The following is a 12,700-nucleotide window of genomic DNA, read 5'->3' on the forward strand; positions in this document are numbered from 1 at the left end:
CACGCTACAGCGAACTGCCCCCGCAGATCATGATCTGCTGCCCCGTGATCGCGCCGGCCTGCGGGCCGAGCAGATACGCGACCATCGAGGCTACTTCCTCCCCCGTCACGTAGCGCCCGATAGGCGGCATGACCGGCGCGCTGGACGTGCGCTTCGGATCGCTCAGCATGGGCGTAGCGGTCGCGGCAGGCGAAACCACATTGACGGTGATGCCGCGCGGCGCAAGCTCGATGGCCCACGACCGCGCCATGCCGACCATGGCGGCCTTGACGGCGGCGTACTGGCTGCGCCCGGCCGCGCCGCCCGACACGCGGCTGCCGATCAGCACGATGCGGCCGCCTTCGCGCATGGCGGGCACGAGCGCGTTGGCGAGCGCCGAAGCGGCGGCCACGTGTAGCCGCCACATCGCTTCGCCGCTGGCTTCATCGAGTTCTCCAAGGCGCGCGGTTTTCATGAAGCCCGCTGCGTGCACGAGGCCATCAACCGCGCCCAACTGTTGCGCGAGCCCTGCAATTGCGGCGGTATCGTCAAGGTCCGCGGCGTACCACGTGAAGCGTGGATGATCGAGATCCGGCGCGCTGCGGCTCAGGCCAATCACATCCTGGCCTTCGGCGAGCAGTTGCTTCGCAATGGCATAGCCGATGCCGGAGCTTGCGCCCGTCACGACCATGCGCTTATTCGTGGCGGCGGTCGTCGTGCTAGTTACTGCGTTCGTTGCGTTGTCCATTGTCGTCTTTCAATGCGCGGCTCCCGCAGGCACTTCGATCGGCTCGATGGTGAGCCCCGCGAGATTGCGGAACGCCTGCAACTCGCCATGCGAGGCGCTCGCGTCCGTGATGAGCGTCCACGGCTTTTCAATCGGCGCCCAGTGCTGCTGGCTGTCGCGGTTGAGCTTGTCGGCGGTCACGAGCACGAAGAGGCTCGCGGCCTGCCGCATCAGGCATTCCTTGAGGTAGGCCTGGTCGGCGGTCGCTTCGCACAGGCCGCGGCCGGGCACCACGCCGTCGGCGCCGAGGAAGGCCTTGTCGACGGTCACCCGCGTGAGCGCCAGCTGCGCGATCGGCCCGAGCGTGCTCATGCTCGACTCGCGCACCTCGCCGCCGATCAGCGTGAGCGGCACGCTGCTGCCCGCGAGCGCCTGCACGACGAGGAGGTTGTTCGTCACCACGCGAATATCGTGGCGGCCTGCCTGAGCGAGGGCGCGTGCGAGCGCGGCGGTCGTGGTGCCGCTGTCGAGGAAGATCGTGTCGCCGGCGCGCACGTGCGCGGCCGCCGCGTGGCCGATGGCGTCTTTCTCCGCCTGGAAGCTCTGGCGGCGCTGTTCAAGCGACTCCTCAGGCGCGTGCGTGCTGACCGAGGCCGCGCCGCCATAGGTACGCAGGATCAGCCGCTCGTCGGCGAGCGCGCGCAGATCGCGGCGCACAGTGGCCTCCGACATGCCGAAGTGTTCGCACAACTCGGACACTTCGGTCATGCCGGAGAGGACGGCCTGGAGCATGGCTTCGCGGCGGCGGGCTACTTTCATGGAGTGTTCGGCGTTGGGTTCGGGACGTCGCTTCGCGGCGAGGCAGACGGCTTGGACAGTGCGGCGCGCACGCAGTTTACCGCGTACGTCACCCCGTACTGTAGCCACTTTCCGACGCCTCGCGTTCATCGCGTGGGTCCCGGTTCCCGGTGTGCCCGTGACCCGTCAGGCGGCGGCGGGCGCGGGCTGCGTGGCGGCGGGCGCCGCGCTGGCCCATTCCTCGGCCACGCTCACGTACTTGATGCGCTGGCGGAAGTACGTGTAAGCGATATGCAAACGGCCATCGGGCGACTGCGCGATCGACGGATACGAGAACTCGCGGTTGAGCTTGTCCGTCGAGTTGTTCGTCATGCAGTAGCCGTCGCCGGTTTCGAGGTTGCGCGTGACGGGCCAGGTGCGGCCGCCGTCCGTCGAGATGGCGAGCGTCATCGGCGCGCGCGGCGCGCCCCAGAACGCGGTGCCGTGCGCGGAGGCGGCTTGCGTGACCAGTTCGCCGCTGTCTTCCGAGTCCTCGATGTCGTCGTAGAGCGAGGCGCGCCGCTCCGTGCTCTGCGCGGCGCTGCTCGCGTTGAACACGAGGCCAAGGTGCCCGTTGGCAAGCGCGACGAACTGGATCGACGAGTTGTTGTTCGGCAGCGCGAGCGGCTCGGGCGCGCTCCACGTGATGCCGTCGGCGGAGCGGCTCGCGTAGATATGATCGGCCCAGCGGCTGCGGTAGAGCGCGAGGAGCGAGCCGTCCGCGAGCGGCTGGATGTTCATGTGCACGCAGCCCACGCTCGCGGGCACCGCGTGCTCGGTCCAGCTCGCACCGTTGTCGGTCGAGCGCATCACCACGCTCACGTCGTCGTTGCCCGACCAGCGCTCGCCGGGCTGCACGCGGCACAGGAACACGGGGCACAGCCATGCGCCGTCGCGCGCCACCACGATCGGCTGGCGCACGAAGGTGCCGGGGCGCTCGAACAGCGTTTCGATGGGGCCCCAGGTGCGCCCCTGATCCGCGGAAACACGGCGGCGCACGATCGAGGTGTTCTGGTGACCCGAGAGCTGCGCCGTGTAGATCAGCCAGATCTCGCCGTTGGGCGCGGCAAAGAGCACCGGGTTCTGCTCGGAGCGGGTGGGGTCGTCGGAGAGGCGCACCGGCACGCTCCACGTGTCGCCGCCTTTGTTCAGGCGCGAGAGGTAGACGGAAATGTCGGGCACGCCTTCCTGCGTGCCGCCAAACCATGCGCACAGCACATCGCCGTTGGCGAGCGCGAGCAGGTTCGCTGCGTGGCACTGCACCGTGGCGGCCGGGAGGTAGGCGTCCGTGCGCGCGGCGTCGCCGGCGGCGGCGTGCAGGCGGCCGGGCAGGGTGAACGCGGCGTCGGGCAGCGTGGAGGGAGTCGTCATGATGAATTCCTGTTGCGGTGTGGCAAGGGGGTCACGAGTCTTGATGCACGACGCGCTGGCCGTTGCTGCTCGCCGTGGGCGTCAGCAGCTTCTCGATCACCATCACGATCGCGGGCGCAACGAGTGCGACGTACATGTTGTCGATGCCAAGCGGATTGCCGAGCAGATACCAGATCGTCGTGGCGATCGTGGCGACCACGAGCGCGCTGATCGCGCCGCGGTTGCTGTTGAAGAAGGGCAGGTAGATGCCCATCAGCGCGACCACCGTGACCGAGAGGCGCAGCGCGCGGGTGAAGAACGAGAGCGCGAGAATCTGCGGCACGAACAGCACGAAGATGAGCGGCAGGAAGCCCACCACGAAGGAGATCGTGCGTGTGGCGCGCAGCTCTTTCTCGGGCGTCGGGCGATAACGCGGTACGTAGAAGTCCTTGACGATCAGCGACGCAATCGCAAGCGCCACCGTGCTCACGCTCACGAAGATCGAGGCGACGAGCGAGACCGTGACCACGCCCGAAAGCAGCGGGTTCATATGCTGGAGAAAGATCGGCAGCGCGTAGAGGCTCTTGATGTTGGGGAACAGGAACTTCGCCGCGACGCCGAGAAAACCGAGCGCAAGCGCGATGGGAATGCACAGCGCGCCTGCGATCAGCGTGGAGTTGCGCGCCTCGTTGGCGGACTTCGCGCCCGAGATCGCCTGAATGATGAACTGCGTGGAGAAGATCGCGCCGGCCGTGCCGATGATCCATGCGCCGATCGTGCCGCCGCTCAGCATGCCGTTCCAGGTGAAGTACTGGGCGGGCATGGCGTGCATCATCGGCGCAATGCCGCCTGACATGGAAAACGCGACCCACACGAGAATGCCGATGCCGATAATCTTCACCGTGCTATGCAGGATCGTCACGTAGGCCACGCTCTTCAGGCCGCCCCAGGCGAAGTAGATCGTGCTGACGACAGCGGTGATGAATGCGGCGGTGGGCAGGTTCACGCGCATCACGGTCGAGATGGCGGCGGCGCCGCTCACGTAGTTGCCCACGTTCACGATGAAGAGCGCGTAGATCATCACCGCTGAGACGACGAGCCGCGCCGTCTTGCCGTACTTCTGCGCAATGAAGCCCGAGATCGTGAATTCGCCGGAACGGTACAGGCGTTTGGCCATGAAGAGGCCGAAGAACACGAAGCCGATCGAAGCGGAAATCACCGACCACGAGGCCGCGATACCTACGTTGAAGGCTTCCTGCGAGGTGCCGATGGTCGACTTCGCGCCGATGTACTCCGACATCAGCAGGATGGCGATCACGATGACGGGCGTGGAGCGGCCCGCGACCATGAACTGCTCGGTGGTCTTGCTGCGCAGCCGGATGCTGATCCAGGCCGTGATGACGATATACACGACCACCATCGCCATGATGATGGAGGTGTCCCACACAGTGAGGCGATTCATACGTGATGTCTCCGATTGTTGTGTGTGCAACAGCCGTCGCTCTTCAGCGAGAGCGACGGCGGGGCGACGCTAGGCCGTCTGCACGGCGCGGCGCGTGGCGAGGTCTTGTGCCTGCTTCAGCGCTTCGAGCATGCTGCGTTCGTCCGCAATGCCCTTGCCCGCGATATCGAATGCCGTGCCGTGATCGACCGAGGTGCGGATCACCGGCAGTCCTACCGTCACGTTCACGCCCGCTTCGAGGCCCATCACCTTCACGGGGCCGTGGCCCTGGTCGTGATACATCGCGACGACCACGTCGAAGTCGCCGCGGCCCGCACGGAAGAACAGGGTGTCGGCGGGCAGCGGGCCTTCCACGTCCCAGCCGCGCTCGCGCAGCACGGCGACGGCGGGCATGATCTTTTCTTCTTCCTCGCCATAGCCGAACAGGCCGTTTTCGCCCGCATGCGGATTGATGCCGCATACGCCGATGCGCGGTTGCTCGATGCCCGCGCGCACGAGCGTTTCGTGTGCGCGCTCGATCGTGCGCTGCACGAGGCCAGGCTCGATCTTGCGGATCGCGTCGAGCAGGCCGATATGCGTCGTCACGTGAATCACGCGCAACTTCGGTGCCACGAGCATCATCGAGACTTCCGGAATGCCTGTGAGGTGCGCGAGCATTTCCGTGTGGCCGGGGAAGATATGGCCGCCCGCGTGCAGCGCTTCCTTGTTCAGCGGCGCGGTACAGATTGCGTCGAGCTCGCCCGCCGAGGTCAGCTCGACCGTGCGCGCGATGTACTGATACGCGGCGTCGCCGGCGACCGAAGATAGCTGGCCGTAGGGCATCGATTCGGGAATCAGGCCGAGGTCGATGCAGTCGACCACGCCGAGCTGGAAGCGGGCGTCTGCGGGAGCCTTGATCGAGCGGACTTCGAGCGTGACGCCCGCGCGCCGTCCGGCGTCGACAAGCCGTTTGGCGTCGCCGATCACGAGCGGGCGGCAGCCGTCGTACACCGACTGGTGCGCGAGGCTCTTCATGATGATTTCCGGGCCCACGCCGGCGGCATCGCCCATCGTGATGCCGATTACGGGACGATAGTTCATGGCTTCCTCTTTGCTGGATTGGCGCGGCGCCTTCGCGTGCGCTTGCGTCATGGCGGCGAGCCGCTGCCAGGCGCGATAAAGGGTGTCGGGACGCCCGAAGCCGCCCGCCTTGGTGACGACGGGCAACACGCGCGACGCCTGGGTAGCGGCCATGAGCGGCACGCCGTTTTCGACTTCTTCGATCACGCGCAGCGTGGCCACCCCCATGGCCGCGAGCAGCGCGCGCGCCGTTTCGCCGCCCGTGGCGATCAATGCGGCTGCGTGCGCGGCGGCGGGAGCGAGGCTTTCGGCGAGCTGGCGGGCGAGCAGTTCGCCATCGCCAATCAATACGCGTTCGGTCTGGCTCAGGGCCACCACCGCGTGGCGCCCGCGCATGAGGGTGTTCGCGACGCGGGTGCCCAGCGTGAGCGACTCGGGGCTCACCGGGTCGAGCAGCGCAACGACGTCGACGTCGAATACGTCGATGGCGTCGCCCGCATTGCCGCGCAGCGTGGCGACCTGTTCGTGCGAGATGCTCGACATGCTGCCTACCACGGTCAGCACGCCGCGCGGGTGTTGCGAGATCGTTGCAGACGCAACGGGAAGCTTGGACGCCGCGCGTTGCTGCACGCTTTCGTTCGTGAGCGTGGCGATCAGCGTTTGCGCGAGTCCCGCCGAGCCGACCCAGAACACGCCGTCGAGGGCGGCGGAGGCTCCGGCAAGCATGGCGAGATCGGCATCCGTTTCGCTGTCGCAGACCACGGCCTGGCACTTCGCGGCGCGCAGGGCTTCGAGGCGCGCGCGCAACGGCGCCGCGCCTTCGCGCATGGCTTGCAGGCCAATGTGCTCGACCTGCAGACCGGCGCCCGCGAGCATCGAAGGCAAATGACCCGTGCCGCCGATGCTTTCATTGCGCCAGACTTCCGTTGCTTCGACGGGCGTGCCGTTCACGAGAAGGCATCCGTCCTGCGTCGTGCGGCCCGCTTCGGGCAGCGCGGGCGCCACGATCGCCATGCCCGCGTGCGCCGCGAGCGCGGCCACTTCGGCGGCGACGTTGCCTCGCAGTGTCGAGTCGATCTTCTTGTAGAGCCGCCGGCCGGCAGCATGCGCGCGCCATGCCTGCGCGTTCGCGCTCGCGGCATCGGCGGGCGAGGCGCGGCGCGTGTCGGTGTCGATCGCGAGCACGTCAGGTCCGGCCGCGCCGCCCTGCGCCACCGAGGCGTTCAGGCAGACCACGCTGGCGAGGCCGCGATGCGTGCTCTTCACGGCGCAGTCCGCCGTGCCGGAGAGATCGTCTCCGAGTATAAGCAGGCGCACGTTGCGGGTGGTGGGGGTGTTCATGGCAGCAGACGGCTGTAGATGGCCTTGATGTCGTCGAGGCTCAGCGCCTTGGGGTTGTTGCCGAGCAGGCGCTTGACCTTGGCGGCCGCAACGGCGAGCGCGTCGAGATGCGTTTCGGACACGCCGAACTGGCGCAGATCCTGCGGAATCGCGAGCGCCGCGGTCCATTCGCGCAAGCGCTCGAGGAATTTATCGGCGGCGGCCTGATCGCTGTCGTCGTGCTGCGCGATGCCGAGCGCGTGCGCGACGGTCGCGAGGCGGCCGACGATCGCGTCGAGATTGAACGCCATCACGTGCGGCAGCAGCATCGAGTTGGCCACGCCGTGCGTGATATTGAACATGCCGCCGAGCGGGTAGGCAAGGGCATGCACGGCGGCCGTGCCGGCCGCGGTGAGCGCGAGGCCGCCGTACATCGAGCCGAGCAGCATGGCTTCGCGCGCCTTCAGCGAATGGCCGTTTTCATAGGCCTCGAGCAGGTTCGCGCCAATCAGGCGCATGGATTCCATCGCGAACATGTCGCTGATGGGATTGGCCTTGGTCGAGATATACGATTCGAGCGCGTGAATGAACGCGTCCATGCCCGTGGCGGCCGTGATCGGCTTCGGCAGGTCGAGCGTGAGCGCGGCGTCGAGGATCACGAGCTGCGGCAGCAGATGGCGGCTCACGATACCCACTTTCAGCTCTTCGTCGGGCAGCGTGACGATGGCGTTGGGCGTGACCTCGGAGCCGGTGCCCGCCGTGGTCGGCGCGAGAATGAGCGGCACGCCCGGCGTTTTGATCAGATCGATGCCGAGCCACTCGCGCAGCGGCTGCGCGTTGGTGAGACGTACGGCGAAGAGCTTGGCGGCGTCGAGCACGCTGCCGCCGCCGACGGAAAGCACCGCATCGGGCGAGAACGGCTCGATCTGGCCGCGAAACACCGTCTCCACGTTCTCGATGGTCGGCTCGGGCTGCACGTCGCGCACGATCAATACTTCGATATCCGTCGCTTCGAGCGCCGCCACGACGCGTGCCGCAACCCCGTTTTCCTCCATCACCGGTTGCGTGATGAACGCAATGCGGCGAACCGGGCGGTCGAGCAGCGCGAGCTTTTCGGGCAACTGGTCGAGGCTGTTGGCGCCGTGCACGACGTGCTTGACGGTCTGGAAGTGATAAACGGGGTTCATATCGTGAGTCTCGATTGCGGTCTTGCTAGTGGGGCGCTAATGGGCGTTCGTTCGGTTGCAGGCGTGGCTTCAGGCCACGCGCGGGTAGATTTCGAGCGCCTTCGCGAGGCGTTCGCGCGTGGCGGCGTCGAGCGGCTGCGCAGGCGAGCGCGCCGGGCCGGCGGGCATGCCGAGCATGGCGGCCGCGGTCTTGAGCACGACCGGCATCGTGCCGAGCGCGAAAGCGTCGCGCAGCGCGCGCAGCGATTCCTGGGCGCGGCGGGCCGCTTCGATTTCACCGGCCTGGAAGTGATTCCAGATCGACATCACGACGCCCGGGACCGCATTCGTCGTGGCGGCTACGGCGCCGTCGCCGCCTGCGATCAGCGACCAGAGGATCATCGAATCGGTGCCTGTAAATACGGCGAAATCGTCGCGGCGCAGGTTGATGAGTTGCAGCAGGCGGTCGAAGTCGCCGCCGCTGTCCTTGATGCCGCGAATGTTCGGAATCTCGGCCAGGCGGCGCACGGTGTCGATGGTGAGCGTCACGCCCGCCTTGGCGGGAATCGTGTAAAGCATCACCGGCAGCGGCGTGGCGCGCACGATGCGCTCGTAGTGCGTGAACAGTTCGGGCTGCGAAGCACCGTTGAAATATGGCGTGATGACGGAGACGGCGTCCACGCCCGTATCCCGCATCTTGCTGTTCAACTCGATCACGTCGCGCGTGGCGTAGGCGCCGGTGCCCGCGATCACGGGCACGCGCGAGCGCGCCTGATCCACGGCGATACGCGCGATGCGCAGCTTTTCCGCCTCGGAAAGCGCGATGAATTCGCCGTTGGTGCCGAGCACGAACAGCGCGTGCACGCCCGCGCCGATCAGGCGCTCGACGAGCGTGCGCAGGCCGGCTTCGTCGACTTCCTCGTCGGCGGTCATTGGGGTGATGAGGGCGGGGATGATGCCCCGGAAATTCACTGCCATGTTCGTTCTCCGCTTCGCTGGAGGGCAACGCCTCGTTGTCCTCCAGCATGGCGGCGCGATGGAGCGCGCCGCCGTTGATTGCCTGCTAAAACCGGTGCCGCAGCCCCAATGCCGCGACGATCTGATGCGAGTTGCTCGAAGCCGTGATCGGCCAGAGCGCGGCCACGGCGGCCTTGCCGGTCGAATCCGTGCCGCTTGCGCGCTGGTACGCGGCGGTCAGGTAAATATCGGTGCGCTTCGAAAGCAGATAGTCGGCGCCGATATTGGCCTGGTTGTAGTGCGCGTCGCCGGCGCCGTGGCTGTTCGTATATTCGTACGCTACGCCCATCAGCAGCGCAGGCGTGAACTGATAGCTGAAGCTCGCTTCGGCATTGTCGAACACCGCCGTTTTTCCATGGTAGGCGGCAATGGGTGCGGACGCCGCGCCCGAACCGAGATCCTCGAAACGCGAGTTCGAATACACGAGACCGAGCTTCGCGTTGCCGAGCGTGTAGTTGCCCGCCACGGACGTGACTTGCTGCGTGCGCGCCGACGTATAGCCCGAGAAGATCGGCGAGTTGTTCGGCGAAATGGGCGCGGCGCCCGCCGTGCCGTCCCACAGCGCCGTGTTGGGGCGCGAGGTGTTGATGTACGACGCGGCCAGCGCGAGCGGTCCTTGCGAATAGCCCGCCACGAGGCTCCAGATGCGGTTGTTGTTGAACGCGCCCGGCGTGCCGCCGAAGCTGAACAGCGCGCCGCCGCGCAAGCCGTGATAGCTCTGGCTCAGGAACTTGATGCTGTTGCTCACGCGCGAATTCACGTACAGGTTGTCGGTGTCGCCCGGATGCGCGCCAATGCCGCCCGCCCACTGGTTCGCGACGACGAGCGGGCCGACGAGATCGGCGGAAGGCTCGTTCTGGCGGCCGAGCGTGACGCTGCCGACCGGCGTGGAGGCGCCCACCCAGGCCGCGCGGCCGAACATGCGGCCGTTCTGGCCCAGCGTGCCCGTGGTGCTGCTAAAACCGTTTTCCAGCTGGAAGATGGCCGCGTACCCGCCACCCAGATCCTCGGAGCCCTTGAGGCCCCAGCGGCTGCCGGACAAGACACCGCTCGACATCTGGTAGTTCGCCGACCCCTTCTGGTTGTTCGTATACACGAGCGACGTGTCGATCAAACCGTAGAGGGTGACGCTGCTTTGCGCATGTGCACCGATCGCGGCGCCTAGCAAGCCAAGCATGGCGGTGGTCCTTCTCATCGTTTTTTGTCTCCGGCTGGGTGGGTTATTTGATTGATTCGATCAAAGGAGGGCGGGTTTCAGTGATTCGATACGCCGTAATTGATCGGTTGAGTCATCTTATTTGAGTGAAACGAGCAATTCAACCAAGGGAAAACCCTGAATTTGATTGAATCGATCATTTTTGGGAGGATTTGTCAGCCGTGGACCGGGCAAATTGATTGAACGTCCTGCGGGTATTCCACCCGGCTGGAAAGGAGTGGGTGATCGTTACAGGCGGCCGATGTTTGCGGTAACGTGCCCATTCGCAGCGGCTGGCATCGAGCGACGAACAGGAGAGAGACAGATGGCAAAGCGAGTCATGGTGACCGGCGGCAGCGGCCTCGCCGGTAAATGGGTGGTCGAAAACCTGGTGGCGCACGGCTACGAGGTATTGAATCTGGACCGCGTGCCCATGCCCAAGCGCACCGCGCGCACGCTGATCACGGACATTACGGACGCGGGCCAGGTCTTCAATGCGATCGCGTCGACCACGGCGCCGGTGGAATTCGCGGACGACCTGGAGCCGCAACCGATCGACGCGATCGTTCACTTTGCGGCGATCCCTCGCATCATGTTGACGACCGATAACGAGGTCTACCGCATCAACGTGATGGGGACCTACAACATTCTGGACGCCGCTTCGAAACTGGGTGTGCGCAAGGTGATCGTGGCGTCGAGCGAGACGACTTACGGCGTGGTGTTCGCCCACCGCCATCGCGATCCCGCGTACTTTCCGCTCGACGAGGACTATCCCGTCGATCCGATGGACAGCTACGCGACCTCGAAAGTGGTCAACGAAGTGACCGCAAAGGCATTCCAGGCGCGCACCGGATCGGACATCTACTGCTTTCGTATTGGCAACGTGCTCGATCCCGAGGACTACGCGAAGTTTTCCACGTGGCTGAAGGACCCGGCGCTGCGCAAGCGCATTGCGTGGAGCTATATCGACGGGCGAGATCTCGCCAACGCGTGCAGGCTGGCCATCGAAACGGACGGGCTCGGCTTCGAGATCATGAACGTCGCGGCCGACGACGTGTCTTCCGACTTGCCGACCCAGACCCTGCTGGATCGCTACTATCCTGGCGTGCCGGTCAAGAAGGCGCTTGGCGAGTTCGAGGGGCTGCTCAGCAACGAGAAACTCAAACGGCTGCTTGGCTGGAAGCAGCAGCATTACTGGCGCGAAGAGGCGAAACGCTTCAATCCATGAGCGTTGTAAACGCGAAAGGGCCAGCGCATGCTGGCCCTGTTCACGAAAGCGGCGCGCGAGGCGTTACGCAGCCAGCTTGAGCGCTTGCGAGAAGTCGGCGATCAGATCGTCGATATCCTCGATGCCCGCGGAAAGGCGCAGCATGCCGTCGGAAATGCCCATCGCCTTGCGCGTTTCCGCGCCGGCTTCGAAGAAGATCGTCGGCGCGACGGGAATGATGAGCGTGCGTGTGTCGCCGAGACCGGTCGCCTTGATCGGCAGTTCGAGCGCGTTGACCACGTCGATCATGCGCTCCGCGTTGAGCAGTTCGAACGAGAGCAGCCATGACGCGCCCTTGAAGAGCGTTTGCGCGACCTCGTATTGCGGATGGCTCTTGAGACCCGGATAAAACACCTTGCCGATGGCAGCGTGGCCTTCGAGAAACTGCGCGAGCGCGAGCGCATTGTCGCTGCTTTGCTTCACGCGCAGCGCGAGCGTTTCCGCACCCATTGCGATGGCGTGCGCCTGCTCCGAAGACAGCGATGCACCCATGTCGCGCAGGCCCTTCTTGCGGATCTGCAGGAGCCCCTGATCCTTCGCCGGCGAACGCCGATAGTCGTCGGCGATGTTCGGATACGCGCTCCAGTCGAACAGGCCCGTATCCGTCACCGCGCCGCCGAGCGCGGCGCCATGGCCCGCGATGGTCTTCGTGAGCGAGTTGATGACGAGGCCCGCGCCGACCGCTTTCGGCTGAAACAACGCGGGCGAGGTAATCGTGTTGTCGACGACGTAGGCGATGCCGCGCTCACGGCACAGCGCGCCGATGCCTTGCAGGTCGGGAATCTGCGTGCCTGGATTCGCGATGGTTTCGACGAACACCATGCGCGTGTTCGGCCGGATGGCGTTCTTCACGTTTTCGGCTTCGCAGGCGTCGACGGTCGTGACTTCCACGCCGAGCGTGCGCAACGTGCCGAACAGGCTGTTGGTGTTGCCGAACACGTAACGGCTCGACACGAGATGATCGCCCGCGCGCAGCAGCGTCAGGAAGGTTGCCGTGATCGCGGCCATGCCGGTACTGAAGCAGACCGTGCCGGTGCCGCCTTCCAGACTCGTGATCTTGCGCTCCAGCGCGGCGGTCGTGGGGGTGCCTTGCCGTGCGTAGTTGAAGCCGCCTTTCTTCGTGCCCTGAAACACGCCGATCAGGTCTTCGACGCGCTCGAAACCGTATTGCACGGACGTATGAATCGGCTGGCGCACGCCGCCGTGCTCGGTGCCCGCGATCCTGTCGCCGTGAACGATGCCAGTGGTGAAGCCTTGCTTGCTCATCCTTACTCCGTATCTCAAGTCGATTGCGTTTGGCACATTATCGCCTGTAACGCGT

The 12,700-nt window shown here is 65.7% G+C and carries 10 protein-coding genes; 1 reads left to right on the top strand and 9 read right to left on the bottom strand.

What is annotated here, in order from left to right; genetic code table 11:
• Positions 1-4 precede the first annotated feature (4 nt).
• The 8 genes from FAZ97_RS27520 to FAZ97_RS27555 form a co-directional block, all read right to left on the bottom strand.
• A complete protein-coding gene (locus FAZ97_RS27520; protein WP_158761800.1) occupies positions 5-727 on the bottom strand; it encodes an SDR family NAD(P)-dependent oxidoreductase in 723 nt (240 codons plus the stop codon).
• 9 nt (positions 728-736) lie between these two features.
• A complete protein-coding gene (locus FAZ97_RS27525; protein ID WP_158761801.1) occupies positions 737-1,525 on the bottom strand; it encodes a DeoR/GlpR family DNA-binding transcription regulator in 789 nt (262 codons plus the stop codon).
• A gap of 165 nt (positions 1,526-1,690) precedes the next feature.
• Positions 1,691-2,914: a sialidase family protein gene (locus FAZ97_RS27530; protein ID WP_158761802.1), complete on the bottom strand. Its 1,224-nt coding sequence runs from the start codon at positions 2,912-2,914 to the stop codon at positions 1,691-1,693.
• 31 nt (positions 2,915-2,945) lie between these two features.
• Positions 2,946-4,355 (bottom strand): sodium:solute symporter family protein, encoded by a 1,410-nt coding sequence (locus tag FAZ97_RS27535; RefSeq protein ID WP_158761804.1) that lies wholly within the window; start codon positions 4,353-4,355, stop codon positions 2,946-2,948.
• Between the two features lie 69 nt (positions 4,356-4,424).
• The gene (gene pdxA, locus FAZ97_RS27540) at positions 4,425-6,755 is read right to left on the bottom strand and encodes a 4-hydroxythreonine-4-phosphate dehydrogenase PdxA (protein ID WP_158761806.1); all 2,331 of its coding nucleotides are present in this window, start codon (positions 6,753-6,755) and stop codon (positions 4,425-4,427) included.
• Positions 6,752-7,921, bottom strand: a complete 1,170-nt coding sequence (locus FAZ97_RS27545) for an iron-containing alcohol dehydrogenase (protein ID WP_158761807.1) — start codon at positions 7,919-7,921, stop codon at positions 6,752-6,754. The genes pdxA and FAZ97_RS27545 overlap by 4 nt, the downstream gene beginning before the upstream one ends.
• A 69-nt stretch (positions 7,922-7,990) precedes the next feature.
• A complete protein-coding gene (dapA, locus tag FAZ97_RS27550) occupies positions 7,991-8,878 on the bottom strand; it encodes a 4-hydroxy-tetrahydrodipicolinate synthase (RefSeq protein ID WP_158761809.1) in 888 nt (295 codons plus the stop codon).
• 85 nt (positions 8,879-8,963) lie between these two features.
• Positions 8,964-10,112: a porin gene (locus FAZ97_RS27555; protein ID WP_158761810.1), complete on the bottom strand. Its 1,149-nt coding sequence runs from the start codon at positions 10,110-10,112 to the stop codon at positions 8,964-8,966.
• Between the two features lie 325 nt (positions 10,113-10,437).
• Here FAZ97_RS27555 and FAZ97_RS27560 point away from each other — a divergent pair, with 325 nt between their 5' ends.
• Positions 10,438-11,340: an NAD-dependent epimerase/dehydratase family protein gene (locus FAZ97_RS27560; RefSeq protein WP_158761812.1), complete on the top strand. Its 903-nt coding sequence runs from the start codon at positions 10,438-10,440 to the stop codon at positions 11,338-11,340.
• A gap of 63 nt (positions 11,341-11,403) precedes the next feature.
• Here the strand turns inward: FAZ97_RS27560 and FAZ97_RS27565 are convergent, their stop codons facing one another.
• Complete coding sequence (locus tag FAZ97_RS27565) at positions 11,404-12,645, bottom strand: cystathionine gamma-synthase family protein (RefSeq protein WP_158761814.1); 1,242 nt, start codon at positions 12,643-12,645, stop codon at positions 11,404-11,406.
• Positions 12,646-12,700: the final 55 nt, after the last annotated feature.

The organism is Paraburkholderia acidiphila, assembly GCF_009789655.1.
Lineage (GTDB): Bacteria > Pseudomonadota > Gammaproteobacteria > Burkholderiales > Burkholderiaceae > Paraburkholderia > Paraburkholderia acidiphila.